Raw genomic sequence first — 24,927 nt, 5'->3', positions numbered from 1 at the left:
CTCCGCTGCGCTGCGTGCCGCCACGAGACACCCACACACTGAGCCGATGACTCGCTCGCTGGCGCTCGCTCATGGAACCCCCTTCTCGGCTTCCCTTACCCCCGCCCGCAGCGGCTACCCGCCGTACACCCCGCGGCCCTGGTAGAGCACGGCCGGCGAACCGGTCGGCACGATGCGCGGTGCCTGGCCGGGCGGCGTCGCCGCGCCGCGTACCTGGCGGAACAGCCAGCGCAGCAGGCCCGGCACCGCCGGACGGACGCCCCGGACCCGCAGGTCCACGCCGTGCCGGGCGCACTCGGCGATCAGCTCACGGTGGTCCACGAACAGCCGTGGGTCGTGGATGCCACGCGGCACGGTCGGCAGCCGCTCGGCAATGCGGACCGCCACCAGCCGAGCCAGCGCGGTGTCGTTGAGCGTGTCCAGCACCAGCAGCCCGCCGGGACGCAGCAGGCGGCACGCCTGGGCCACCACGGCCCGCCAGTCGGGGACGTGTTCCAGCAGCTCACCGGCGGCCACCACGTCGGCACAGCCGTCGGCGAGGGGCACCCGGGTGGCGTCGCCGTTGACCACCGTCACACCGTGCGCGGCGGCCTGGGCCAGTGCGGACCGGGTCAGGTCCACCCCCACGTGCCGGTAGCCCTTGCCGACCAGATGCGGGGCGAGCAGGCCGGCACCGCACCCGAGGTCGACCAGGACCGCGTCGGGCCGCGTCGCCGGTGGGACCATCGCCGCCCGCGCCTCGGCCAGCCAGTGCAGCATCGCGAATGCGCCGTCCGGCCGCCACCATTCGCCGGCCAGGTCGTCGTACTGACGCGGGTCGTTGCGGGGCAGGCTCAGGCCGGCGTCACGCATTCACCGAGCGTGGCACGACTAGCGGGTAACGACCAGACTTCCGTTATGTCGTCCACGGTGTTAGGGCTGGTCAGAGCGAGCCATCCGGAACCGACGATGGCCGTCACCACAGTGGCCGGTCTGCTCGCGGCCGGCGTCGGACACCCGCCCGGCGGGGTCGCCGTGGTGGCGCTGACGGTGGCGGCGAGCCAGCTCGCGGTGGGGTGGACCAACGACGCGCTGGACGCCGAGCGGGACGCCACGGTGGGGCGTACCGACAAGCCGGTGGCCGCCGGTGCGGTCAGCCGGCGGGCCGTCGCGGTGGCCGCGGTGCTGGCCGCCGCCGCCACCGTGACGCTGGCACTGACCACGAACCCGGCTGCTGCGCTCTGCGCCGTCGTCGCGCTGGTCTCGGCCCTGCTCTACGACTGGCCGCTCAAGTGGACCCTGATCTCGGTGCTGCCGTACGCGATCTCCTTCGGGGCGCTGCCGGCCTTCGTGGTGCTGGCGCTGCCCGGCGCACCGACGCCGCCGGTGTGGCTGATCGCCGCCGCGGCGCTGCTCGGTGCCGGTGCGCACTTCGCCAACGTGCTGCCCGACCTCGCCGACGACGCCCGGACCGGGGTACGCGGTCTGCCACACCGGCTGGGTCCGGCGGGCAGCCGGGCAGCCGCCGTCGGCCTGCTCGTCGCGGCGACCGTCACGCTGGTGCTGGGTCCGCCCGGCCCGCCGTCCGGCCTGGGCCTCGCGGCGGTCGTCGCGGCCGTGATCATCCTGGTTCTCGCCTGGTACGCCGGACGCACCGACGACCGCCCCGGCGCCCGCCCGGTGGCCGCCTTCCGGGCGGTCATGCTGGTGGCCCTGATCGATGTCGTCCTGCTGGTCACGAGTGGTCGCCTGATCTGACCGGGTCCCCCGGCAGGTGGCAGCACCGGGTCGCCGTGCGGGCCACGATCAGCTCCAACTACGCTGGGAAGCGGTCTGCGCGGGTATGGCCAGCGGTTCCGGCGACGTCGCCGGGGTGTGATCGTGACGAGGAGGACCGACGTGACGCGCTCGATCAGGGGTTCCCGGCGGGCTGCCGTAATGCTGCCCGGGATCGCGGCGGCAGCCGGGCTGCTGCTGCTGTCCGGGTGCGGCGCCGGTCAGATCTCCGAGACGGCGAACAAGGTCCCGTCGATCCAGGGCGTCGACCTCCAGGCGGAGGACGGCCGGTACGGCGTACGCAGCGTGCTGATCGCCTACCCCGGCGTGGAGGGCTACCAGGCCGGTGACGACGCGATCCTGAACGCGCTCTTCTACAACGACTCGCCCGACCCGGTCACCGTGACCGTGACCTCGTCGGACGCCCGCGAGGTGGTGCTGACCACGGTCCAGGCCGCGACCAGCCCGTCACCCTCCGCCTCGCCCTCGCCGACCGGCTCGCCGTCACCGGAGAACAGCCCCTCCCCGGGCGGTTCCCCGTCGCCCGACGAGACGCCCTCGCCGGACGAGACGCCGTCGCCCGAGGCGACCGAGTCGCCGGCCGGCGGCCCGGCCCGGATCGAGATCCCGCCGCTGAGCTACGTACAGCTCAACACCGAGGGTGAGCAGGTGCTCCAGCTCCTCGGGCTGAACTCGGCCCTGCTCGCGGGTCAGAACATCACGGTCAGCTTCGACTTCGGCGACGGCAACACGATCACCAGCCCCGCGCCGGTGGCCGTGCCGCTCAGCCCGGCCCCGCCGCCGTCGCCGATCATCGAACGGCACACCGAGTTCGAGGGCGAAGGCGGCCACTGACCCGTCCCGCCGGAGTCTCCGACGGCACCGTCGGCGTGGTGCACCCATGCCGGCGGTGCCGTCGTCGTACCAAGGGGTTAGCGTCGCTCGGGTGAGCATCTCCCGATCGACCCCGGCCCGGGGAGCGGGTGGCGGGCGCGGCCGGGCCGCCGCCCGCGAGCCCCGCCCCGCGTACGAGTGCGACGCCTGCGGCCACCAGCCGCCCAAGTGGGTGGGACGGTGCCCCGAGTGCGGCGAATGGGGCTCGGTGGTCGAGTGCACCGTCACCGGTCCGACCGTCTCCGGGCGCGTGGTCAGCTCCCGGATGCCCGCCGAGCCGGCCCGCCCCATCGCCACCATCAGCGCCGCACCGGCGCGCGCCCGCCCCACCGGCGTCAGCGAGTTGGACCGGGTGCTCGGCGGCGGGCTGGTGCCCGGGGCGGTGGTGCTGCTCGCCGGTGAGCCGGGGGTCGGCAAGTCGACCCTGCTGCTCGACGTGGCCCAGCAGTGGGCCGCCGGAGCGGGCAGCCCCTCGCTGGTGGTCAGCGGTGAGGAGTCGGTCAGCCAGGTGCGGCTGCGGGCCGAGCGCATGGGCACCCTGCACGACCAGCTCTACCTCGCCGCCGAGAGTGACCTCGCGGCGGTCCTCGGTCACCTCGACGCGGTCCAGCCCGGCCTGCTGGTGCTCGACTCGGTGCAGACCATCTCCACCACCGGCACCGAGGGCGTGCCGGGCGGAGTGACCCAGGTGCGGGCGGTCACCGCCGCCCTGGTCTCGGTCGCCAAGGAGCGCGGCATCGCCACCGTGCTGGTGGGCCACGTGACCAAGGACGGCCAGGTGGCCGGCCCCCGGGTGTTGGAGCACCTGGTCGACGTGGTGCTGCACTTCGAGGGCGACAAGCACTCCTCGCTGCGGATGGTGCGCGGGGTCAAGAACCGGTTCGGTGCCGCCGACGAGGTGGGCTGCTTCGAGATGCACGAGGGCGGCATCAGCAGCCTGGCCGACCCGTCCGGGCTGTTCCTCACCCGCTACAGCGAGCCGGTGCCGGGCACCTGCGTGACGGTGGCGATGGAGGGACGCCGGGCGCTGGTGACCGAGGTACAGGCGTTGATCGGCGCCACGGTGGCCGGTTCGCCCCGGCGTACCGTCTCCGGGCTGGACTCGGCCCGGCTGGCGATGGTGCTCGCGGTGCTCCAGCGCCGTACCGAGCGGCTCACCCTGCACGACCGGGAGGTCTTCGCGGCCACCGTCGGCGGCATCCGGGTGGTGGAGCCGTCGGCGGACCTGGCGGTCGCCCTCGCGGTCGCCTCCGGCGGCCTGAACCTGGCGATCGCGCCGCATCTGGTGGCGATCGGCGAGGTCGGCCTGACCGGCGAGGTACGCCGGGTGGGCGCCGTGCCGCGACGACTGTCCGAGGCGGCCCGGCTCGGGTTCCGGCTGGCCCTGGTGCCACCGGGTTGCGGCCCAGCGAGCACCGGCGCCGGCCCCGAGCAGATGCGGGTGGTGGAGGTGTCCGACGTCCGGGCGGCGTTGCAGGCCGCGGCCCGGGCCTCGGCGGAGTGAGCCGCGTCTCCGGCGGACGGGACGGACGGGACGGGCCGAATCGTGACACATCCCAGTAACCACGGGAGCACCCACCGCAGGGCAGTCCGTAGACTGTGCCCGTGCCGATCGACCGCGAAGCCACCAAGCCTGCCGGCGCGACACCCCACGCCCGCACCGGTGCCGTGGGCTCGCCCGCTCGTCCGATCAGCGTCAGCGTGACCGGGGGCGGCAGCGCCGGTGACCCGCTGCGCGCGAATCTGGCGCTGATGGCACCGGGCACCGCGCTCCGCGACGGCCTGGAGCGCATCCTGCGCGGTCGCACCGGCGCACTGATCGTCCTCGGGTACGACAAGGTGGTCGAGGGTCTGTGCACCGGCGGTTTCCCGCTGGACGTCGAGTTCTCCGCCACCCGCGTCCGTGAGCTGTGCAAGATGGACGGCGCGGTGGTGCTCTCCAGCGACGGCACCCGGATCGTCCGGGCCGCCGTGCACCTGATGCCCGACCCGACGATCCCGACCGAGGAGTCGGGCACCCGGCACCGCACCGCCGAGCGGGTCGCCCGGCAGACCGGTTACCCGGTGATCTCGGTCAGTCAGTCGATGCGGATCATCAGCCTCTACGTCAACGGCCAGCGGCACGTGCTGGACGACTCGGCGGCCATCCTGTCCCGGGCCAACCAGGCGCTGGCCACCCTGGAGCGCTACAAGCTCCGGCTGGACGAGGTCTCCGGCACCCTCTCCGCGCTGGAGATCGAGGACCTGGTCACCGTCCGGGACGCGGTGGCCGTGGTGCAGCGGCTGGAGATGGTCCGCCGGATCGCCGACGAGATCGCCGGCTACGTGGTCGAGCTGGGCACCGACGGGCGGCTGCTCGCGCTGCAACTCGACGAGCTGATGGCCGGCGTCGACGCCGACCGCACCCTGGTCATCCGGGACTACCTGCCCACCGGCCGCAAGCCCCGCACGCTCGACGAGGCCCTGGTCGAGCTGGACCTGCTCAGCGCCACCGAGCTGATCGACCTGGTGTCGGTCGCCAAGGCGATCGGTTACCCGGCCGCCTCCGACGCGCTGGAGGCGGCGGTCAGCCCGCGCGGCTTCCGGCTGCTGGCCAAGGTGCCCCGGCTGCCGGTGGCCGTGGTGGACCGGCTGGTGCTGCACTTCGGCAGCCTCCAACGGCTGCTCGGTGCCACCGTCGAGGACCTGCAGGCCGTGGAGGGCGTCGGCGACGCGCGGGCCCGGGGCGTCCGCGAGGGACTGTCCCGACTCGCCGAGGCGTCCATCCTCGAACGCTACGTCTGACCCGGGCCGCGATCAGCGGCCCGGATCGGTTCCCCGCCCGGTCAGCCGGTCAGCCGGAGCTTGGCCGGCTGGCTCAGTCGGGTGCCCACCCGCGCGAAGACCTCGTACGTCCCGGCCTGCACGACCGGGCCGTTCGCCAGTCCCTCGGCGCACCGGCTGCTGTCCTTGCCGTTCCAGCCGACCTGGTAGGAGCGCTCGAAGCCGGGCGTGAAGGTCTGCGGGTCCGACCCGGAGGCCGCACCGCAGGTGTCCGAGGACCAGACCACCTCGGCGCCCGACTTGATGAAGATCTCCTGCGCGTCCGCGCCGACGTCCCGGCTGCACGTCCGCTCCGACCGATTCCGGATCTTGAGGTGCAGGTCCACGGCGGCTCCGCGGACCACCTCGCCGGGCAGCGCCTGGGCGGTCACCACGATCTCGTTGTCGGCGCAGGTGCCGTCGTCGGTCGAGGTGTTGTTGACCGGCGGGTCGTTGCTGAGCGACGGCTCGGTCGACGGACTGGCCGCCGGGCCGCCGGACGGCGTGGACGGATCGGCCCCGGCGTCGCCGGACGGGGGTGAGCCGGTCTCCGGTGTCAGCACCGATCCGGTCGGCCCCGGCGTACCGGTCGACACACCGGGATCGGGCTGACCGTCGCCGGTCGCACCGGGTTCGCCGCTCTGCCCGTTACAGGAGTAGAGCACGACAACCAGCAGGAGCAGGACCGCGCCGAGCACGACGGCACGACGCCGCCAGTACACCGCGGGAGACAGGGGGCCGACCGTCAGACGCATGATGCCCCCACCGTAGCGGCGTCGCACACGACGGACGGTAGCGACGCGCCGGGGTCGACCGGACCCATCGGAACCCATCCTCCATTCACGACGGTACGAGGTGTCGGCATCGCCGATTCGTCACTCACCGTGTCGATCCGCCCTCGGTCAGAGATACACCTTGCGTTGGTAGATCGCGTGCGCGCCGGCCACCCGGTCCAGGAACAACAGCCCGGCGCAGTGGTCGATCTCGTGTTGCAAGGCCCGCGCCTCGAAACCGTCGGTGACCAGGCGGACCAGCTCGCCACTGCCCGGCAGCGCCCCCTCGACCACGAGCCGGCTCGCGCGCTTGACGTCACCGGTCAGGTCCGGCACCGACATGCACCCCTCCCGGCCCGCCTTCCACCGGGTCGCCTCCACCACCCGGGCGTTGCAGAGCGCGAACGTGCCGTGCACCGTGACCGCCTTGGGATGGCCCGTCACGTCCACCGCGAACACGTGCGCTCCCACCCCCACCTGCGGTGCGGCCAGGCCGACACAGCCGGGCGAGACCCGCATGGTGGCGATCAGGTCGGCCGCCAGCCGGATCGTCTCCGCGTCGGTCGGGTCGACCTCCGCGCCGGCCCGACCGAGCACGGTGTGCGGGGCGGAGACCACCGGCAGGACCGCACCGGCCCCCAGCGTCTCGGGTGTCCACGCCCCCAGCCCGGCGTACGCCTCGGCGGTCAGGTCCGGCGTACCCGCGTCGCCGCTCACAGGAGATCCGGTTCGGCTGGACGGAGAGTGACGTCGACACCGAGATTCGTGGCGGCCTCGGACAGCCGGGCGGCGAGCGGTTCGGCCGCACCGGACGGCAACTCGACCTCGGCCACCACCACGTAGAGCGACCCCACCAACCGGGTACTCAGGTCGGTGACGTTGCCGCCGGCCTCGGTCAGCACCCGGGTCATCGCGGCAACGATGCCCATCCGGTCCGCCCCGTGCACCGCCACCACGTACGGCTCGCCGGCCGGGGTCGTCTCCCCGTCCGGCGTCACCTCGCGTACGGTCGCCAGCAGTTGGCCGTCGGCGGTCAGCGTGGCCAGTGCCGCCTCCACCTCGGCGGCGGCCGGGCCCACACAGATCAGGGTCATCGCGAAGTGTCCGCGCAGCCGGGTCATGGTGCTGTCGGTGAGGTTCGCCCCGAGTCGGGCCAGCACCTCGGCGACGTCGGCCACGATGCCGGGTCGGTCCCGACCGATGACGGTGATCGCGAGCTCGTTCATCCGGGCATTCTCCCCGATCCACGTCCGCCGACGGTGGCGGCCCGCCCGGACCGTCCAGTCGGCGGAATCCGACGCCCGTGACATGATCGGCGACGCGATGACAGAACCCACTTTCGCCGGCCTGGTGAGCCGGTGGTACGAGCGCAACGCCCGGGACCTGCCGTGGCGCCATCCCGACGTCAGTCCGTGGGCCATCCTGGTCAGCGAGGTCATGCTCCAGCAGACCCCGGTGGTCCGGGTGCTGCCGGCCTGGCAGGCGTGGCTGGCCCGCTGGCCCACCCCGGCGGCGTTGGCGCAGGACACCCCGGCCGAGGCGATCCGGATGTGGGGGCGGCTCGGCTACCCCCGCCGGGCGCTCCGGCTGCGGGAGTGCGCGGTCGCCGTCGTGGAGCGGCACGGCGGTCAGGTGCCCGATCAACTGGAGCAGTTGCTCGCCCTGCCGGGGGTCGGCACGTACACCGCGCGGGCGGTGGCGGCCTTCGCGTACGGGCAGCGGCATCCGGTGGTCGACACCAACGTGCGGCGGGTGGTCTGCCGGGCGATCGCCGGAGAGCCGGACGCCGGCCCGGCGACCCGCCCGGCGGACCTGGTCGCCACCGAGGAGTTGCTGCCGGTCGAACCGGCGGCCGCCGCCCTGGCCAGCGCCGCGTTCATGGAGCTGGGCGCGGTGGTCTGCACCGCCCGCTCGCCCCGCTGCGGCGTCTGCCCCGTCGAGACGAGCTGTGCGTGGCGCGCGTCGGGCCAGGTCGCACCGGACGGCCCGACCCGCCGACCGCAGCGCTACGCCGGCACCGACCGGCAGGTACGCGGCCTGCTGCTCGGGGTGCTGCGCGAGGCGACCGGTCCGGTGCCGCACCAGCGGCTGGACCAGGTCTGGTCCGACGACGTGCAGCGGGCCCGAGCGCTGTCCGGGTTGGTGACCGACGGTCTGGTCGAGCCGGTCGGCGAGGCCGCGTTCCGCCTGGTCGGCGACGGCCCACCGGCGCCGGTGCCGACCTGACCCGGATGCGGCCTGAACAGACAGGTGGGCCGGCTCCCCGGTTGGGGAGCCGGCCCGCGTGGTCCTGCCTTGCGGGGCTGCCCGGCCCTCGGCGCGGTGTAGATCCGCGCCGGGATGCCGGCGACGGCCGACGGCTCGGTCAGGCGGAGTAGCCGCGGCTGGCGATCCAGTCCGCCAGCGCCTCGGTCTCCATCCAGTACTCGGCCTTGGCGGGATCCGCCGAATCGGCGATCTTCACCTGGCTGCCGCCGTCCCGGTAGCCGGTCACCGAGATGTAGTGGCCGCCCTCGAAGGAGTGGCTGCCTCCGCCGGTGTCGACCGCGGTGCCGAAGACGTTGGCCACCACGCTCCGGCCGTCGTCGACCGTACGCACGATGTCGTCGCGCAACCGCTCGGTCTCGGCCTCGTCGGCGACCTGGCCGGGGATCTCGACGGTGCGGTAGACGTCCTTGCCGGCCTTGCCGTTCAGCGCCTTGGTGATCACGAACGCGGAGTCGGTGCCCCGCTCGGTGGTGCCCATCTCCCGGGCCAGGTCGTCCTGGGAGACGTCCTTGTCCATCACGCTGAGGGCGTTCCGCACGGCCGCCGGGCCGCAGTAGTAGAAGTTCGGCTGGGCCTGATAGCGGACCTTCAACTGCCGCTCGCCCTTGCCATGGCCGCGCTCGGTCACGACGGACAGGGCGTCCGTCTTGCTCGTCGTCGCCGCCATCGCAGCCATCGGCCCACTGATCATCCCGCCGGCACAGACGGCACCGGCGGCGGTGAGGGCGGCCTTACGCATCAACGTCGTCATGATCATGCCTTCCAGCTCGGGGGATCGACACGACACCCGAAAGTGCAGGGAGGGTGCGGATACCGCATCGGAAGGGAGGAGGCGGGCGGCACCACGATCGGTGGGGTGCCGCCTGCCCTGGGTGCAACGGCTCGAATGGGCCACACATTCCGGGCTTACCGGGCGTACGCGAGTCGCCCTGCGGAACAGCGAGGCCGCCGGAGGCGGCTACGCACGGGGCGCCGCGGCGACCACCCCGGTACAACCGCTCGGGGTGCCCGCCCATGCCCCGCCGGCGGGTGACGGGGTTCTCCCACGCGATCCGTCAGTGATGGAATGCGCCTGGATGCGGTCCAACCGACCGGATGTCCGATTCCGCCGCTCCACCAGGATGACGACAGACGACGGCGGCCCGGTGGCAGATGCCACCGGGCCGCCGCTGGTCGGACCAGCCGGTTACCTACTCGTCCGCGCCCGCCGCAGCGGTGCTGCCGCCGAGCTCGGCCGGGACCGCGTCCGGCACGGTGACCGGCCGGTCGGAGCCCTTGAAGACGAGCTTGGACTTGTCGATGTCGTTCGGGTCGCCCTCGCAGTCGACCACCACGATCTGACCGGGGGTCAGCTCGTTGAAGAGGATCCGCTCGGAGAGGTTGTCCTCGATGTCGCGCTGGATCGTGCGACGCAGCGGCCGAGCGCCGAGGACCGGGTCGAAGCCCTTGACCGCCAGGTACTTCTTGGCGTTGTCGGTCAGCTCGAGACCCATGTCCTTGTTGCGAAGCTGCGTCTCGATCCGGGCGATCATGATGTCCACGATCTGGAGGATCTCGTTCTGGCGCAGCTGGTGGAAGACGATGGTGTCGTCGATGCGGTTGAGGAACTCGGGCCGGAAGTGCTGCTTGAGTTCGTCGTTGACCTTCTGCTTCATCCGGTCGTAGTTGGACTCGGAGTCCTCCGACTGCTGGAAGCCGAGCGAGACCGCCTTGGCCACGTCCCGGGTGCCGAGGTTGGTGGTCAGGATGATGACCGTGTTCTTGAAGTCCACGATCCGACCCTGACCGTCGGTGAGCCGACCGTCCTCCAGGATCTGGAGCAGCGTGTTGAACACGTCCGGGTGGGCCTTCTCGATCTCGTCGAAGAGGACCACCGAGAACGGCCGACGCCGCACCTTCTCGGTCAGCTGCCCGCCCTCGTCGTACCCGACGTAGCCGGGAGGCGCACCCACCAGCCGCGACACGGTGTACCGGTCGTGGAACTCGGACATGTCGAGCTGGATCAGCGCGTCCTCGCTGCCGAACAGGAACTCGGCGAGAGCCTTGGACAGCTCGGTCTTACCGACACCCGACGGACCGGCGAAGATGAACGAACCCGACGGACGCTTGGGGTCCTTCAGGCCGGCGCGGGTACGCCGGATCGCCTTCGAGACCGCCTTGACCGCGTCCTCCTGGCCGATGACGCGCTTGTGCAGCTCGTCCTCCATGCGCAGCAGGCGCGAGGTCTCCTCCTCGGTCAGCTTGTAGACCGGGATGCCCGTCCAGTTGCCCAGCACCTCGGCGATCTGCTCGTCGTCGACCTCGGAGACGACGTCGAGGTCGCCGGCCTTCCACTCCTTCTCCCGCTGCGCCTTCTGACCAAGGAGCTGCTTCTCCTTGTCGCGCAGCTGGGCGGCGCGCTCGAAGTCCTGCGCGTCGATCGCGGACTCCTTGTCGCGGCGCACCTGGGCGATGCGCTCGTCGAAGTCGCGCAGGTCCGGCGGCGCGGTCATCCGACGGATCCGCATCCGGGCACCGGCCTCGTCGATCAGGTCGATCGCCTTGTCCGGCAGGAAGCGGTCGGAGATGTACCGGTCGGCCAGTGTCGCCGCCGCCACCAGCGCCGCGTCCGTGATGCTCACCCGGTGGTGCGCCTCGTAGCGGTCCCGCAGGCCCTTGAGGATCTCGATGGTGTGGGCCAGCGAGGGCTCACCCACCTGGATCGGCTGGAAACGACGCTCCAGCGCGGCGTCCTTCTCCAGGTGCTTGCGGTACTCGTCGAGCGTCGTCGCACCGATGGTCTGCAGCTCACCACGGGCCAGCATCGGCTTGAGGATGCTCGCCGCGTCGATCGCGCCCTCGGCGGCACCCGCGCCGACCAGGGTGTGGATCTCGTCGATGAACAGGATGATGTCGCCCCGGGTCCGGATCTCCTTGAGCACCTTCTTCAGGCGCTCCTCGAAGTCACCCCGGTAGCGGGAACCCGCCACCAGCGCGCCCAGGTCGAGCGTGTAGAGCTGCTTGTCCTTGAGCGTCTCGGGCACCTCGCCCTTGATGATCTTCTGGGACAGGCCCTCCACCACGGCGGTCTTACCGACGCCGGGCTCACCGATCAGGACCGGGTTGTTCTTGGTGCGGCGGGAGAGCACCTGCATCACCCGCTCGATCTCCTTCTCCCGCCCGATCACCGGGTCGAGCTTGCCCTCACGGGCCGCCTGGGTCAGGTTCCGCCCGAACTGGTCGAGCACCAGGCTGGTCGACGGGGCCGCCTCGCCCGGGGCGGTGCCGGCGGCGGCCGGCTCCTTGCCCTGGTAGCCGGAGAGTAGCTGGATCACCTGCTGGCGGACCCGGTTCAGGTCGGCGCCCAGCTTGACCAGCACCTGCGCGGCCACGCCCTCGCCCTCGCGGATGAGGCCGAGCAGGATGTGCTCCGTACCGATGTAGTTGTGGCCGAGCTGCAGAGCCTCGCGCAGCGAAAGCTCCAGCACCTTCTTGGCCCGCGGCGTGAACGGGATGTGCCCGCTCGGCGCCTGCTGGCCCTGGCCGATGATCTCCTCCACCTGCTGGCGGACGCCCTCCAGGGATATCCCCAGGCTCTCCAGGGCCTTCGCCGCGACGCCCTCACCCTCGTGGATCAGGCCCAACAGGATGTGTTCCGTACCGATGTAGTTGTGGTTGAGCATCCGGGCCTCTTCCTGGGCCAGGACGACAACCCGTCGCGCTCGGTCGGTGAACCGCTCGAACATGCCCTCGTGCTCCTCACGTGCCGTGCGCACTCGATCTTGGTGGTCAAGACTCTCGGCGGGGCCGGATACGCGAGCGCCCGGGACGGGCGTCCGCGCCTCTTTACTCTATCGCCGCGGACCGACTCGGCTGACCTCGTGTGTCTCCGCCGGTGGCCCGGTACGCGTCGTTTTGCACAACCCTCCACGCTCAACCGGTGTTCCGGGCATGGTGCCTGTACGCGCAGAGCGAAATTCGAGCACGGGCCGTGGGCCCTCGGGAGCACCACACGGGAGCCCTTCCGGCACCGGACGGTCGCCTCCCACCCGCCGTCCACAGGCTGTGGACAACGCGTCCACCGGCTGTGGACAACGTCCGACCCGACCCGAATCGTCCCACCAGACGACCGCGCCGGCCCGGAGACGCGCTCCGAACCGGCGTGGCGGACGACCTGGTCTCAGTGACCGGCCTTGGAGTGGTACTCGTCGACGATCTCCTGGGGGATCCGGCCCCGGTCCGAGATGTCCTTGCCGGCCTTGCGGGCCCAGGCCCGGATGGCCTTGTTCTGCTCGCGGTCCGCCGTGGCGCCACCCCGACCCCGGGCGGCACGCCCACCGACGACCACGCCGCCGCGTCCCACCTTCGACCCACCGGCGATGTACGGAGCGAATGCCTCACGCAATTTCTCGGCGTTCGAACTCGACAGGTCGATCTCGTACTGAACACCGTCGAGCGCGAACTTGACAGTCTCGTCCGCGTCCCCGCCGTCCAGGTCATCGACCAGCCTCTGAATGATCTGCTTGGCCACGTCCCACATTCCTTTCGAGCAGGGTTCGGTGCACCTGCCACTTACCAGAGCACAATAGTCCGTCAGACGCTTGTAGCGTCAATAGGATCCGGTATCGCGGCGGAAAGTTCCGTGTCGACTACTCGGGGCGAACCAAGGGGAACAGGATGGTTTCCCGAATTCCGAGGCCGGTCAGCGCCATCAGGAGCCGATCGATTCCCATTCCCATGCCACCGGCTGGCGGCATTCCGTACTCCATCGCCCGGAGAAAGTCCTCGTCGAGCCGCATCGCCTCGTCGTCACCACGGGCGGCCAGTTGCGCCTGGGCGACCAGCCGCTCCCGCTGCACCACCGGGTCGACCAGCTCCGAGTACGCGGTGGCCAGCTCGACCCCGCGGACGTACAGGTCCCACTTCTCGGCCAGCCCCGGCTCCTCGCGGTGTCCACGGGTCAGCGGACTGGTCTCCTCCGGGTAGTCCCGCACGAAGGTGGGTGCCACCAACCCGGGCACGACCAACTCCTCGAACAGTTCCTCGACCAGCTTGCCCGATCCCCACCCGGGGTCGACGGCGAGGCCCACCTTGTCCGCGTACTCGACCAGACGGGCGTGCTCGGTACGTACCGTGACCTCCACGCCGAGCGCCTCGGAAAGCACGCCGTACAGGCTCACCGAACGCCACTCACCGCCGAGGTCGAACTCCTGACCGTCGGCGTGGGTGACCACCGTCGACCCGGCGACCGCCACCGCCGCCTGTTGCACGAGATTGCGGGTCAGTTCGGCCATCGTGTTGTAGTCGCCGTACGCCTGGTACACCTCCAGCATCGCGAACTCGGGCGAGTGCGAAGAGTCGATGCCCTCATTACGGAAGTTGCGGTTGATCTCGAAGACTCGCTCGACACCGCCGACCACGGCGCGCTTGAGAAACAGTTCCGGTGCGATTCGCAGATACAGATCGGTGTCGAGTGCATTGCTGTGGGTCACGAAAGGACGGGCCGTCGCGCCGCCGTGCAGCAACTGCAACATCGGGGTCTCCACCTCGATGAAGCCCGTGTCGTGCAGGGAATCACGGAGACTGCGGACCGTGGCCGCCCGGGTGCGTACCATCTGGCGGGCCTGCGGGCGCACGATGAGGTCGACGTAGCGCTGCCGGACCCGCGCCTCCTCGCTCAGCGGCTTGTGCGCCACCGGCAGCGGACGCAGCGCCTTGGCGGTGGTCGCCCACTCCTGCGCCAGCACCGACAACTCACCCCGGCGGCTGCTGATCACCTCACCGGTGACCCCGACGAGGTCACCGAGGTCGACCAGCCGCTTCCAGTCCTCCAGCCGCTCGGGGCCGACCCGGTCCAGCGAGAGCATCGCCTGGAGTTCGGTGCCGTCGCCGTCGCGCAGGGTGGCGAAGCAGAGCTTGCCGGTGTTCCGTACGAAGATCACCCGGCCGGTGACCGACACCTGGTCGCCGGTCGCGGTGTCCGTCGGCAGGTCGGCGTAGCGCTCCCGTACCTGGGCCAGGGTGCTGGTCCGGGGGAAGCTGACCGGGTACGGCTCCACGCCGTCGGCGAGCATCCGGTCCCGCTTCTCCCGGCGGACCTTCATCTGTTCGGGAAGGTCGTCGGCGGGGTCGACTGGCACGGGGCTCTGCTGGATCACGGCACGCTTCCTCAGTAGGAGATTTCGGGCGAGGTCAGGCCGAGCGTACTCAGCGCTCCGGCGGCCGTCCCCGGATAGCCTGCCGGTCATGACGCATCCCACCCAGGCCCGCTCGTTCGGTGCGGCAGCCGCCGAGTACGACCGGTACCGGCCCCGATATCCGCAGGCCGCACTGCACTGGGCGCTGGAGGGGCTGACCCGGCCCGCCCGGGTGGTCGACCTGGCGGCCGGCACCGGCATCCTCACCCGCGGCCTGCTCGCCCTCGGGCACCAGGTGACGGCCGTCGAACCCGACCCCGAGATGCGCGCCCACCTGGTCGCCATCACCCCGGGAGTACGCGCCGAGGCCGGCACCGCGGAGGCCATGCCGCTGGCCGACGGGTCCGCCGACGCCCTCCTCGCCGGCCAGGCGTACCACTGGTTCGACCCGGAGTCGGCGCACGCGGAGATCGCCCGGGTGGTACGCCCCGGCGGGATCTTCGCCCCGATCTGGAACCTCCGGGACGAGCGCGTCGACTGGGTGGCCGAGCTGAGCCGGATCGCCCGGATCGGGGACACCGTCGACCACCTGCGCCAGACCGTCACCGGCTTCGGCGACGCCTTCGCCCCACCGGAGTGGGCCGAGTTCCCCCACACCACCACGCTGACCCGCGACGAACTACTGGGCCTGGTCCGGACCCGTTCCCACTACCTGACCGCGACTCCCACCCGTCGGGCCGAGGTCGACCACCAGGTCCGCCACCTCCTAGACACCCACCCCGCCCTGAGCGCCCAAGATCCGATAACCGTCCCCTACCGCACCCTCACCGCCCGCACCCCCCGACTCTGACTCCCACCAACGGCCACACCGCTCGCTCCCACCCCACCACTGCCCACCCCCGCCGACCACCTCACCGGAACGGATGACGCCGCCCTCCGAGGGTTTCCGGGTCGCCCGACCGGCGCAGGGATCAAGCCTGACCGCCCGGAGCCGGTCGGGCGGCCCGGAAACCCCACCAGCAAGAACCAGACAGAAGTCAGACGTTCCGCTCGTACACCATGCGCAACCCGATCAACGTGATCATCGGCTCGTGGTGCGTGATCGTCCGGCACTCGTTCAGCACCAGCGACGCCAGCCCACCGGTGGCGATGACCGCCTTCAGCTCACCCATCTCGGCGGCCATCCGCTCGACGATCCGGTCCACCTGACCGGCGAAGCCGAAGTACAGCCCGGCCTGGAGGCACTCGACGGTGTTCTTGCCGATCACCGACCGCGGTTTGGTCGCCTCGACCTTGCGCAACTGGGCGGCACGGGCGGCGAGCGCGTCGAAGGAGATCTCGATGCCGGGCGCGAACGCGCCACCGAGGAACTCGCCCCGACCGCTGATCACGTCGAAGTTGGTGGTGGTGCCGAAGTCGACCACGATCGACGGTCCGCCGTAGAGGGTGTAGGCCGCCAGCGTGTTGACCACCCGGTCGGACCCGACCTCCTTGGGGTTGTCGATGGCGAGTTGCACGCCGGTGCGGACGCCCGGTTCGACGATGACGCTCGGCAGGTCCGCGTAGTAGCGGGTCAGCATGGTCCGCAGCGAGCGCAGGGCGGCCGGGACGGTCGAGCAGGCGGCCACCCCGGTGATCTCGACGGCGTCGCCGGCGAGCAGTCCCCGGAACATCAGGCCCAGCTCGTCGGCGGTGGATCGGGCGTCGGTCTTGATCCGCCAGTTGTGCACCAGCTTGTCACCGTCGAAGGTCGCCAGAACGGTGTTGGTGTTCCCGATGTCGATGCAGAGCAGCACGCACGAAGCCTAGACGGGTTCAGTCCGTGCGCAGGTCCAGGGCGATGTCCAGGATCGGCGAGGAGTGGGTGAGCGCGCCGACGGAGAGGAAGTCGACGCCGGTGGCACCCACCTCGGCGGCGTCGGCGAGGGTCAGCCCGCCGGTCGCCTCCAACTCGGCCCGGTCGCCCACGGCCGCCACCACCGCCCGCAGTGTCGCCGGGGGCATGTTGTCCAGCAGCAGGAAACTCGCGCCGGCCTCCACCGCCTCCACCGCCTCGTCGAGGGTGTCCACCTCCACCTGCACCGGTACGTCCGGGAACGCCGCACGGACCCGGCGGTAGGCGGCGGCGACACCGCCGGCGGCGAACTTGTGGTTGTCCTTGACCATGGCGACGTCGTGCAGGCCCATCCGCTTGTTCGTGCCGCCACCGGCGCGGACCGCGTACTTCTCCAGGATGCGCAGACCGGGCGTGGTCTTGCGGGTGTCCAGCACCATCGCCTTGCCGCCGGCCAGGGCGTCCGCCCAGGCCCGGGTGTGGGTGGCGACGCCGGACATCCGGCAGAGCAGGTTCAGCGCGGTCCGCTCGGCCGTGAGCAGCACACGGGTGGGGCCGGTGACCGTGGCGAGCACGTCGCCCCGGGCCACCCGCTCGCCGTCGCGGGCCACCAGGGACACCTCGACGGTACGTCCCGTCCCGGTCAGCTCTCCGGTCAGCTCGAAGACGGCGGCGGCGACCGCCAGCCCGGCGACCACCCCGTCGGCCCGCGCCACCAGGTCGGCGGTGTCGGTCTGGGTGGCCGGGATGGTGGCGACGCTGGTGACGTCGAGCAGGTCCGGGCCGAGGTCCTCGACCAGGGCCGTCTCTACGATCCGGCGGACCTGTGCCGGATCGAGGCCGGTCTCGTGCAGCATCCGTGCCGTGTCCGCCATCAGCTCTCCTCCCACCGGGTCGTCAACCGGCCCTGCGCGCTGACCGCGCCGACCAGGTGCCCCTGCCATCGTTCGTCGGTCGTCCCGTGGTCCTCGCGCCAGTGGCAGCCACGGGTCTCCTGCCGTGCGTACGCGGCGGCGACCAGCGTGGCGGCCACCGTGAGCAGGTTCGTCGCCTCCCAGTCGGCGGTACGCGGGGTGCCCCGGCCGGTGCCCAGGTCGACCAGCTCGGCGGCGGTCGCGGCAAGCGTCCCGGCGGACCGGAGCACCCCGGCGCCCCGGGTCATCGCCGCTTGCAGTGTCGAGGTCGTCGCGGCGGGCACCACCCAGCCGGTGCCGCCGCGCCACGCTCCGGTGTCCGCCGGGCGGGCCTGCTCGGGCAGGCCGGACGCGATGTCGTCGGCGATCCGTCGGGAGAAGACCAGCCCCTCCAGCAGCGAGTTGCTGGCCAGCCGGTTGGCGCCGTGCACTCCGGTGCAGGCGACCTCGCCGCAGGCGTACAGGCCGGGAATGGAGGTCCGGCCGTGCAGGTCGGTGCGTACCCCGCCGGAGGCGTAGTGGGCGGCCGGCGCGACCGGGATCAGGTCGACCCCCGGGTCGACGCCGATGGCCAGGCACGAGGCGACGATGGTGGGGAAGCGTCGGGCCAGGAAGTCGCCGCCGAGGTGCCGGGCGTCGAGGTGGACGTGGTCCTCGCCGGTGGCCAGCAGGACCCGATGGATGCCCTTGGCGACCACGTCCCGGGGCGCCAGCTCGGCGAGTTCGTGCTGGCCGACCATGAACCGCTTGCCGTCGGCGTCCACCAGGTACGCGCCCTCGCCGCGCAGCGCCTCGGAGACCAGCGGCTGCTGGGCGTGCCCGGCACCGGGTACCCGGGCGGTCGGCGGCACGATCAGCGCGGTCGGGTGGAACTGCACGAACTCCACGTCGGTGACCGCCGCGCCGGCCCGCATGGCCAACGCCACGCCGTCGCCGGTCGAGACGGCGGGATTGGTGGTCGCCGCGAAGATCTGGCCCATCCCGCCGGTGGCGAGCACCACCGCGCGGCTCAGGATGGCGCCGACACCGTCCTCGCTGCCCTCGCCGAGTACGTGCAGGGTGATGCCGCACGCCGGGCCAAGCCCGTCCGGACCGTCGCCGGGGGCACGGAGCAGGTCCAACACCAGCGCGTGCTCGACCAACCGGATCCACGGGTCGCGGCGTACCGACTCGTGCAGGGCGCGCTGGACCTCGGCGCCGGTCGCGTCGCCACCGGCGTGCACGATCCGGTCGGCGCGGTGCCCGCCCTCGCGGGTGAGCATGAGCGAGCCGTCCGGGTTGCGGTCGAACTCGGCACCGATGCGCATCAGCTCGCGCAGTCGGGTCGGCCCCTCCTCGACCAGGACCCGCACGGCCGCCGGGTCGCAGAGACCGACCCCGGCGATCTCGGTGTCCGAGGCGTGCATCGCCGGGGTGTCCGCCGGGTCGAGGACCGCCGCGATGCCGCCCTGCGCCCACCGGGTCGAGCCCTCGTCGATGCTGACCTTGGTGACCACCGTGACGTGCAGACCGGCCTGGCGCAGGTGCAGCGCGGCGGTCAGCCCGGCCACCCCGGAGCCGACCACGATCACGTCGGTGGTCTCCACCCAGCCGGGCGCCGGAGCGGCCAGCAGGCTCGGCAACGTGGGCAGGCCGACGGTCGGTAGCTCCATGCCTCCAGTCAACCCGAATGCTTCTCGGCTCGGACGGCGGGGGCCGGACGAGTGGTTCCGGCTACTTCGTCCGGAGCGGCAGACCGGCCGGGCCGACGCCCTTGAGCGACCCGGTCACCTTCCGGTCACCGAGCCACAGGTAGCAGCGCACACCGCGGTCCCCGGCCCGCCACCGGCCGGCGCCGGGCGGCCGGACCACCAGGTCGCTGCGGAAGACCAGCCATTCGTCGTCCGGTACGCCGGCGTAGCGCGCGAGCACCGAGCGGCAGCCGTCGTAGAAGGGCACCCACTGGACGCTACGCGTCGGGTACGCCCGCTCGGGCGACTGCCACACCCCGACGAACTCGGCGTCGTGGCGCGTGGCGCAGTCCACCGCGACCAGGGTCTGCACCACCCGGTTGCGGTCGACACGTGTCTGCTGGCAGCCCAGCCGCAACGGCGACGGTGTCCGGAGCGCGTCCCGCAGCGAACCGGTACGCAGCACCACCGTGGCCGCCGCCTCGGCCGTGGTGACCTCCATCAGGTCGCAGCGGTACCAGCGGGAGCCGGCGGCCCAGCCCGGCTCGGACGGCACCGCCACGGCGAGTCGCAGCCGGCCGGCCCGCCAGTTGTCACCGACGAAGCCGCTGGCCTGTTTGTCGCACTCGCCGAAGGCGGTACGCAGCTCGGCGGAGCCCACCGCGGGCGGCGCGGCACGTTCGGCCGGCAGGGCGCCGACGTGCACCGTCTCCACCCGGTGTGGCTGCACGCAGTCCACCGGCGCGTACGCGGCCAGCGAGACCGTGGGGGTGAACTCGGGCTCGTGGCAGACCCCGGCGGCCGGGGTGAACGGACCCGGCGGCGGCAGCGCAGCCCAGTCGTCGGTCAGGTCATCGTCGAGGCCGCCGGACCCGTTGCAACCCGCCAGCAGGGCCGCCACGGCGAAGGCCGCGACCAGGCTTCTCGTCGCACGCTGCATGACGCCGCCTCCCCCAGCCAGCGACCGCCTCCCGACGGCGCCCCCAGGGTAACCAGGAATGACCTTCCGGTGACAGACCGGATTTCGGATGAAGGAAGGGACCCTTGCTATACACGAGGCGTTAGTAGGGTGCCCTTCCTTACACCGTCAGCGGGTTGGAGACGGGAGCGCCGGCGGTGCCGGGGGCGGCGGTCGTCGGGTCGGCGTCCAGCTCGACGATCCGGTTCTCGGCGTCCACGTGCACCACCCGAGGGAGGTACGTCCGCGCCTCGACGTCGTCCATCTGCCCGTACGAGATCAGGATCACCAGGTCGCCCGGGTGCACCAGGTGGGCGGCGGCACCGTTGATGCCGATCACCCCGCTGCCCCGCCGCCCCGGGATCACGTACGTCTCCAGTCGGGCGCCGTTGGTGATGTCCACGATGGCCACCTGCTCGCCGGGCAGCAGGTCGGCGGCGTCGAGCAGGTCCTCGTCCACCGTCACCGAGCCGACGTAGTGCAGATCCGCCTGCGTGACGGTGGCCCGGTGGATCTTCGACTTGAGCATGGTGCGGTACATCGGGATCGCCTTTCGCGGAATGCGGGGTCAGGAGGTCGGGGCGAGCCGGACCGGAGCGTTGTCGATCAGCCGGGTGTCGCCCACCCAGGCCGCGACGAGAAGCCGAGCCGGACCGTCGACCGGGCCGGGCGCCAGGTCGGGATCGGTGAGCACCAGGTAGTCCAACCGGGCACCGGCGGCCTGGGCGCCGAAGGCCGCGTGCGCGGCGGTCAGCACCGCACCGGCGTCACCGCCCGCCTCGGCGGCCTCGGCACCGGCACGCAGCGCCCGCGACAGGCTCAGCGCCGCCGTCCGCTCCTCGGTGGAGAGGTACCGGTTGCGGCTGGACATCGCCAACCCGTCCGGTTCCCGGACCGTCGGCACGCCGACCACGTCGACCGGTACGTCCAGGTCCCGGCACATCCGCCGGACCAGGGTCAACTGCTGGTAGTCCTTCTCGCCGAAGAAGGTCAGATCCGGCCGGGTGAGCTGGAGCAGCTTCAGCACCACGGTGAGCACCCCGTGGAAGAACCCGGGACGGCTGAGTCCCTCCAGATCCTCGCCGAGCGGCCCCGGGTTGACCCGGACCGCCGGCTGGCCACCCGGGTACATGTCCGTCACCGAAGGCGCGAAGACCAGGTCGGCCCCGGCCCGCCGACAAACCCCAAGATCGTTTTCGAGGGTACGCGGATAGCGGTCGAAGTCCTCGTTCGGCCCGAACTGCAACGGGTTCACGAAGACCGTGACGATCACGTGGTCGGCGTGGTCCCGGGCGGTCCGGATCAACGTCTCGTGCCCGGCGTGCAGCGCCCCCATGGTCATCACCACCCCCACCGTGCCGGTGAGAGCGGACCGCGCCCGGGCCAGGTCACCCCGGCTGTGCACCAGTTCCGTCACCTCGTCCACCTCCCTGACGTCCGCCCGACCGGGCCACCGCCCGGCGTCACGCCGCCACTCCGGTCTGGTCCCGACCGAGCACGCCGAGCAGCGGCTCGGCGTCCACCGGTCGCAGTCGGCCGGCGGCCACCGCCCGGTCGGCGGTACGCCGGGCCAGGGCCAGGTACGGTCCAACCGCCTCGGGCGCGGTGGCGGCGAGCGCGGCCAGATGACGCTCGACGGTGCCCGCGTCACCCCGGGACACCGGGCCGGTCAGCGCGTCGTCGCCCAGGCGCAGCGCGTTCTCCAGGGCGGCCCGCAGCAACGGGGCCAGCACCTTCTCGGGCCGGTCCACCCCGGCGTCCCGCAGCCGGTCGGCCGCCTCGTTGACGAGGGTCACCAGGTGGTTCGCGCCGTGCGCCAGCGCCGCGTGGTACAGCGGCCGGTCGGCCTCACCGATCCACTCGGGCACCCCGCCCAGGTCCGCCACCAGCCGCGCGGCCAGCGGCCGAAGCTCGGTCGGGGCGGTCACGCCGTACGAGATGCCGGGCAGCCGGCCGAGGTCGTCGGGCGTACCGGTGAAGGTCATCGCGGGGTGCAGCGCCAGCGGTCGGGCGCCGACCCGGACGGCCGGTGCCAGTACGGACAGGCCGTGCGCACCGGAGGTGTGCGCGACCACCTGGCCCGGACGCAACGCGCCGTCGGCGGCCAGCGCGGCGACCACCCCGGCGAGCGCGTCGTCCGGTACGGCGATCAGCAGCAGGTCGGCGGCGGACCGGGCGACCGCCTCGGCGGGCCGGCAGGAGGCGGCCGGAAGCAGCAACGCCAGTCGGGCCTTCGAGGCCCCCGAACGCCCGGTGGCGGCGACCACCCGGTGCCCGGCGGCGGCGAGCGCGGCACCCAGGGTGGCACCGACCCGCCCGGCGCCGATGACGCCGACGGTGAGCTTGGCGACCTGGGCCGACGGCCCGGGCGCGGGCCGCCGGAAGGCGGCCGGATGGTGGCGCAGCGGTGCGCTCATGTCACGATCCAGTCCTCGAGATGGGGTACCGGTCGGGGCAAGTATGCGTCGCTGACACGGATCTCAAACAAGGATGTGTGAAATCGTTCACCGGCGCCGAGGAGGCACCACGATGTCGATGCCTTGGCGGGCCGCGATGCACCAGGCGCTCTACGGACCGTCGGGCTTCTTCGTCTCCGGGTCCGGTCCGGCGGCGCACTTCCGCACCAGCGTGCACGCCTCCCCGGTCTTCGCCTCGGCACTGCTCCGGTTGATCCACCACCTCGACGCGGCCCTCGGCTTCCCCGAGCGGTTCGACGTGGTGGACGTGGGGGCTGGTCGGGGTGAGCTGCTGTCTTCGTTGGCTGCTGCGGTGGGGGTTTCCGGGGAGCCTTCCGTCGCGGTGAAGGTTTCCGGTGAGCCCACCCGCTCCGGGCGGTCAGGCTTGATCCCTGCGCGGGTGGGCTCCCCGGAAACCCTGACCTCCACGGCCGCCGGCCGTGCCGGAGGCTTCACCCCGGAGGTCGGGGGTACGGGGGTTCCGCTGGTGGAGCGGGTGCGGTTCACCGCGGTCGAGTTGGCGTCGCGACCGGATGAGCTGCCCGAACAGATCGCCTGGACGGATGAGATCCCCGACGGCGTCATCGGGCTGCTGCTGGCCACCGAATGGCTGGACAACGTGCCGCTGGACCTGGCTGTCCACGGCGAGGACGGCTGGCGCTACCTCCTCGTGGACCCGACGTCGGGCGAGGAGACGACAGGTGACCCGGTCAGCCGAGCAGACGCCGCCTGGCTCACCACCTGGTGGCCCCCACAGAACCAGCCCCACCCCACGGACGGCACCCTGACGGACGGCACCCCCAGCGAGCGGAATGCGGAAGTCGCGCGGGCCGAGATCGGGCGGACCCGGGACGAGGCGTGGGCGGCGGCGGTGGGCCACGTCGAGCGGGGGCTGGCCGTCGCGGTGGACTACGGGCACCTGCGCGCGGAGCGGCCCCTCACGGGTTCGCTGACCGGGTACCGGAATGGGCGACAGGTGCCGCCGGTGCCGGACGGATCGTGTGACGTGACCGCACACGTCGCCATGGACTCGGTCGCCTCTGCCGGTGAGCGGGTCGCGCGGTGTGCGTACTCCCTGCGGACTCAGCGGGAGGGGCTGCGAGCGCTCGGGGCCGACGGCGGGCGACCGCCGTTGCGCCTGGCCTACCAGGATCCGGCCGGGTACGTGCGGGCACTGGCCGAGGCGACGGCGGCGGCCGAGCTGACCGATCCGGCGGGCCTCGGCGGGCACCTGTGGCTCTGGCAGCCGGTCGGCCTGGCCGTGGACCGGCTGCCACTGCGGGCCTGACGTTCATGGCACGATGGCGGGCATGACCACGGGCGACCTGCGCGAGCTGACCGTCGGCACCGGTGCCGGGTTGGTGGCGGGCACCGGCGGCGAGCAGCTCGGCACGGACATGGTGCTCAACATCGGCCCGCAGCACCCGTCCACCCACGGTGTGCTGCGACTCAAGCTCGTCCTCGACGGCGAACGGGTGATCGCCGCCGAGCCGATCGTGGGCTACATGCACCGGGGCGCGGAGAAGCTGTTCGAGGTACGCGACTACCGGCAGATCATCGTGCTGGCCAACCGGCACGACTGGCTCTCCGCCTTCGCCAACGAGCTGGGTGTGGTGCTCGCGGTGGAACGGCTGATGGGCATGGAGGTGCCGGAGCGGGCCACCTGGCTGCGGATGGCCCTGGCCGAGCTGAACCGGGTGCTCAACCACCTGATGTTCCTCGGCTCGTACCCGCTGGAGATCGGTGCGATCACGCCGATGTTCTACGCCTTCCGGGAGCGGGAGACGCTCCAGGCGGTGCTGGAGGAGGTCTCCGGCGGACGGATCCACTACATGTTCAACCGGGTCGGCGGCCTCAAGGAGGAGGTGCCCTCGGGCTGGACCGGCCGGGCCCGCGCCGCCATCGCCGAGGTACGCCGCCGGATGCCCGACCTGGACAACCTGATCCGGCGCAACGACATCTTCCTGGCCCGGACCGTCGGGGTGGGGGTGCTCTCCGCCGCCGACGCCGCCGCGTTCGGCGCCTCCGGGCCGGTCGCCCGGGCCTCCGGGCTGGACCTGGACCTGCGCCGCGACGAGCCGTACCTGGCCTACGACCAGCTCGACGTGCCGGTGGTCACCCGCACCACCGGCGACTGCCACGCCCGCTTCGAGGTCCTGCTCGACCAGGTGTACGCGTCACTGGACCTGGCCGAGCAGTGCCTGGACCGGGTGGACCGGCTGACCGGGCCGATCAACACCCGGCTGCCGAAGGTGCTCAAGGCGCCCGAGGGCCACACCTACGCCTGGACGGAGAACCCGCTCGGCATCAACGGCTACTACCTGGTGTCGCGGGGCGAGAAGACGCCGTGGCGGCTGAAGTTGCGCACCGCGTCGTACGCGAACGTGCAGGCACTCGCCACGCTGTTGCCGGGCTGTCTGGTGCCGGACCTGATCGCCATTCTCGGCTCGATGTTCTTCGTGGTCGGCGACATCGACAAGTAGGCCG

At 72.1% G+C, this 24,927-nt stretch carries 23 protein-coding genes; 8 read left to right on the top strand and 15 right to left on the bottom strand.

The genetic code is table 11. The features are described 5' to 3' along the window. Positions 1–114 precede the first annotated feature (114 nt). Positions 115–852, bottom strand: a complete 738-nt coding sequence (locus ACIBMZ_RS00800; RefSeq protein WP_396689834.1) for a methyltransferase domain-containing protein — start codon at positions 850–852, stop codon at positions 115–117. A 9-nt stretch (positions 853–861) separates the two neighbouring features. Between ACIBMZ_RS00800 and ACIBMZ_RS00795 the strand changes: the two genes are divergently transcribed. The 4 genes from ACIBMZ_RS00795 to disA all read left to right on the top strand — a co-directional run bounded on the left by ACIBMZ_RS00795 (position 862) and on the right by disA (position 5,433). Next, positions 862–1,737 (top strand): UbiA family prenyltransferase, encoded by an 876-nt coding sequence (locus ACIBMZ_RS00795; protein ID WP_396689833.1) that lies wholly within the window; start codon positions 862–864, stop codon positions 1,735–1,737. 141 nt (positions 1,738–1,878) lie between these two features. Beyond that, positions 1,879–2,610 (top strand): hypothetical protein, encoded by a 732-nt coding sequence (locus ACIBMZ_RS00790; RefSeq protein WP_396689831.1) that lies wholly within the window; start codon positions 1,879–1,881, stop codon positions 2,608–2,610. A gap of 91 nt (positions 2,611–2,701) precedes the next feature. Then, positions 2,702–4,153, top strand: a complete 1,452-nt coding sequence (gene radA, locus ACIBMZ_RS00785) for a DNA repair protein RadA (protein ID WP_396689829.1) — start codon at positions 2,702–2,704, stop codon at positions 4,151–4,153. 101 nt (positions 4,154–4,254) lie between these two features. Continuing rightward, positions 4,255–5,433 (top strand): DNA integrity scanning diadenylate cyclase DisA, encoded by a 1,179-nt coding sequence (gene disA, locus ACIBMZ_RS00780; RefSeq protein WP_396689828.1) that lies wholly within the window; start codon positions 4,255–4,257, stop codon positions 5,431–5,433. A gap of 41 nt (positions 5,434–5,474) precedes the next feature. Here disA and ACIBMZ_RS00775 read toward each other — a convergent pair whose 3' ends face one another. The 3 genes from ACIBMZ_RS00775 to ACIBMZ_RS00765 all read right to left on the bottom strand — a co-directional run bounded on the left by ACIBMZ_RS00775 (position 5,475) and on the right by ACIBMZ_RS00765 (position 7,450). Next, a complete protein-coding gene (locus ACIBMZ_RS00775) occupies positions 5,475–6,206 on the bottom strand; it encodes a hypothetical protein (protein ID WP_396689827.1) in 732 nt (243 codons plus the stop codon). A gap of 147 nt (positions 6,207–6,353) precedes the next feature. Continuing rightward, the gene (locus tag ACIBMZ_RS00770) at positions 6,354–6,914 is read right to left on the bottom strand and encodes a peptide deformylase (protein ID WP_396690944.1); all 561 of its coding nucleotides are present in this window, start codon (positions 6,912–6,914) and stop codon (positions 6,354–6,356) included. 23 nt (positions 6,915–6,937) lie between these two features. Beyond that, positions 6,938–7,450, bottom strand: a complete 513-nt coding sequence (locus tag ACIBMZ_RS00765; RefSeq protein ID WP_396689826.1) for a glycine cleavage system protein R — start codon at positions 7,448–7,450, stop codon at positions 6,938–6,940. Positions 7,451–7,547: 97 nt separating this feature from the next. On the opposite strand from ACIBMZ_RS00765, the gene ACIBMZ_RS00760 reads away from it, so the two are divergent. Beyond that, positions 7,548–8,450 carry an A/G-specific adenine glycosylase gene (locus ACIBMZ_RS00760; RefSeq protein WP_396689825.1) on the top strand — a complete coding sequence of 301 codons (903 nt, stop codon included), beginning with the start codon at positions 7,548–7,550 and terminating at the stop codon, positions 8,448–8,450. 139 nt (positions 8,451–8,589) lie between these two features. Here ACIBMZ_RS00760 and ACIBMZ_RS00755 read toward each other — a convergent pair whose 3' ends face one another. The 4 genes from ACIBMZ_RS00755 to lysS form a co-directional block, all read right to left on the bottom strand. Beyond that, positions 8,590–9,246, bottom strand: a complete 657-nt coding sequence (locus ACIBMZ_RS00755; RefSeq protein WP_396690942.1) for a C39 family peptidase — start codon at positions 9,244–9,246, stop codon at positions 8,590–8,592. 436 nt (positions 9,247–9,682) lie between these two features. Then, complete coding sequence (locus ACIBMZ_RS00750; RefSeq protein ID WP_396690940.1) at positions 9,683–12,217, bottom strand: ATP-dependent Clp protease ATP-binding subunit; 2,535 nt, start codon at positions 12,215–12,217, stop codon at positions 9,683–9,685. A gap of 434 nt (positions 12,218–12,651) precedes the next feature. After that, complete coding sequence (locus ACIBMZ_RS00745) at positions 12,652–13,002, bottom strand: Lsr2 family protein (RefSeq protein WP_396689823.1); 351 nt, start codon at positions 13,000–13,002, stop codon at positions 12,652–12,654. 118 nt (positions 13,003–13,120) lie between these two features. Then, positions 13,121–14,575, bottom strand: coding sequence for a lysine--tRNA ligase (gene lysS / locus ACIBMZ_RS00740; protein ID WP_396690939.1), 1,455 nt, complete (start codon positions 14,573–14,575; stop codon positions 13,121–13,123). A 142-nt stretch (positions 14,576–14,717) separates the two neighbouring features. Between lysS and ACIBMZ_RS00735 the strand changes: the two genes are divergently transcribed. After that, complete coding sequence (locus ACIBMZ_RS00735; RefSeq protein ID WP_396689821.1) at positions 14,718–15,458, top strand: class I SAM-dependent methyltransferase; 741 nt, start codon at positions 14,718–14,720, stop codon at positions 15,456–15,458. A gap of 187 nt (positions 15,459–15,645) precedes the next feature. On the opposite strand, the gene ACIBMZ_RS00730 is transcribed toward ACIBMZ_RS00735, so the two are convergent. From ACIBMZ_RS00730 to ACIBMZ_RS00700, 7 genes are all read right to left on the bottom strand, one after another. After that, positions 15,646–16,404 carry a type III pantothenate kinase gene (locus tag ACIBMZ_RS00730; RefSeq protein ID WP_396689819.1) on the bottom strand — a complete coding sequence of 253 codons (759 nt, stop codon included), beginning with the start codon at positions 16,402–16,404 and terminating at the stop codon, positions 15,646–15,648. A 19-nt stretch (positions 16,405–16,423) separates the two neighbouring features. Then, positions 16,424–17,317 carry a carboxylating nicotinate-nucleotide diphosphorylase gene (nadC, locus tag ACIBMZ_RS00725; protein WP_396689817.1) on the bottom strand — a complete coding sequence of 298 codons (894 nt, stop codon included), beginning with the start codon at positions 17,315–17,317 and terminating at the stop codon, positions 16,424–16,426. After that, complete coding sequence (locus tag ACIBMZ_RS00720; protein WP_396689815.1) at positions 17,317–19,008, bottom strand: L-aspartate oxidase; 1,692 nt, start codon at positions 19,006–19,008, stop codon at positions 17,317–17,319. The genes nadC and ACIBMZ_RS00720 overlap by 1 nt, the downstream gene beginning before the upstream one ends. A gap of 61 nt (positions 19,009–19,069) precedes the next feature. Continuing rightward, positions 19,070–19,966, bottom strand: coding sequence for a septum formation family protein (locus tag ACIBMZ_RS00715; protein ID WP_396689814.1), 897 nt, complete (start codon positions 19,964–19,966; stop codon positions 19,070–19,072). 139 nt (positions 19,967–20,105) lie between these two features. After that, positions 20,106–20,525: an aspartate 1-decarboxylase gene (panD, locus tag ACIBMZ_RS00710; protein ID WP_396689812.1), complete on the bottom strand. Its 420-nt coding sequence runs from the start codon at positions 20,523–20,525 to the stop codon at positions 20,106–20,108. A 27-nt stretch (positions 20,526–20,552) separates the two neighbouring features. Then, complete coding sequence (gene panC, locus ACIBMZ_RS00705; RefSeq protein WP_396689811.1) at positions 20,553–21,401, bottom strand: pantoate--beta-alanine ligase; 849 nt, start codon at positions 21,399–21,401, stop codon at positions 20,553–20,555. Between the two features lie 46 nt (positions 21,402–21,447). Next, the gene (locus tag ACIBMZ_RS00700) at positions 21,448–22,401 is read right to left on the bottom strand and encodes a Rossmann-like and DUF2520 domain-containing protein (protein WP_396689809.1); all 954 of its coding nucleotides are present in this window, start codon (positions 22,399–22,401) and stop codon (positions 21,448–21,450) included. Between the two features lie 112 nt (positions 22,402–22,513). Between ACIBMZ_RS00700 and ACIBMZ_RS00695 the strand changes: the two genes are divergently transcribed. Both ACIBMZ_RS00695 and ACIBMZ_RS00690 read left to right on the top strand, forming a co-directional pair. Continuing rightward, positions 22,514–23,728 carry an SAM-dependent methyltransferase gene (locus tag ACIBMZ_RS00695; RefSeq protein WP_396689807.1) on the top strand — a complete coding sequence of 405 codons (1,215 nt, stop codon included), beginning with the start codon at positions 22,514–22,516 and terminating at the stop codon, positions 23,726–23,728. A 13-nt stretch (positions 23,729–23,741) separates the two neighbouring features. Further along, positions 23,742–24,923 carry an NADH-quinone oxidoreductase subunit D gene (locus ACIBMZ_RS00690; protein ID WP_396689805.1) on the top strand — a complete coding sequence of 394 codons (1,182 nt, stop codon included), beginning with the start codon at positions 23,742–23,744 and terminating at the stop codon, positions 24,921–24,923. Positions 24,924–24,927: the final 4 nt, after the last annotated feature.

The sequence above is a fragment of the Micromonospora sp. NPDC049900 genome (genome assembly GCF_044461025.1).
Lineage (GTDB): Bacteria > Actinomycetota > Actinomycetes > Mycobacteriales > Micromonosporaceae > Micromonospora.
The sequence above is the reverse complement of the archived record's forward strand: the minus strand, read 5'-3'. Positions and strand labels throughout refer to the sequence as shown.

Bases quoted from the DNA above. Each gene is read 5' to 3' on its own strand.
- ACIBMZ_RS00800 (WP_396689834.1), bottom strand. From the start codon at position 852: ATGCGTGACGCCGGCCTGAGCCTGCCCCGCAACGACCCGCGTCAGTAC.
- ACIBMZ_RS00775 (WP_396689827.1), bottom strand. From the start codon at position 6,206: ATGCGTCTGACGGTCGGCCCCCTGTCTCCCGCGGTGTACTGGCGGCGT.
- ACIBMZ_RS00765 (WP_396689826.1), bottom strand. From the start codon at position 7,450: ATGAACGAGCTCGCGATCACCGTCATCGGTCGGGACCGACCCGGCATC.
- ACIBMZ_RS00760 (WP_396689825.1), top strand. From the start codon at position 7,548: ATGACAGAACCCACTTTCGCCGGCCTGGTGAGCCGGTGGTACGAGCGC.
- ACIBMZ_RS00750 (WP_396690940.1), bottom strand. From the start codon at position 12,217: ATGTTCGAGCGGTTCACCGACCGAGCGCGACGGGTTGTCGTCCTGGCC.
- lysS (WP_396690939.1), bottom strand. From the start codon at position 14,575: ATGAAGGTCCGCCGGGAGAAGCGGGACCGGATGCTCGCCGACGGCGTG.
- ACIBMZ_RS00735 (WP_396689821.1), top strand. From the start codon at position 14,718: ATGACGCATCCCACCCAGGCCCGCTCGTTCGGTGCGGCAGCCGCCGAG.
- nadC (WP_396689817.1), bottom strand. From the start codon at position 17,317: ATGGCGGACACGGCACGGATGCTGCACGAGACCGGCCTCGATCCGGCA.
- ACIBMZ_RS00720 (WP_396689815.1), bottom strand. From the start codon at position 19,008: ATGGAGCTACCGACCGTCGGCCTGCCCACGTTGCCGAGCCTGCTGGCC.
- ACIBMZ_RS00715 (WP_396689814.1), bottom strand. From the start codon at position 19,966: ATGCAGCGTGCGACGAGAAGCCTGGTCGCGGCCTTCGCCGTGGCGGCC.
- panD (WP_396689812.1), bottom strand. From the start codon at position 20,525: ATGTACCGCACCATGCTCAAGTCGAAGATCCACCGGGCCACCGTCACG.
- ACIBMZ_RS00700 (WP_396689809.1), bottom strand. From the start codon at position 22,401: ATGAGCGCACCGCTGCGCCACCATCCGGCCGCCTTCCGGCGGCCCGCG.
- ACIBMZ_RS00695 (WP_396689807.1), top strand. From the start codon at position 22,514: ATGTCGATGCCTTGGCGGGCCGCGATGCACCAGGCGCTCTACGGACCG.
- ACIBMZ_RS00690 (WP_396689805.1), top strand. From the start codon at position 23,742: ATGGCGGGCATGACCACGGGCGACCTGCGCGAGCTGACCGTCGGCACC.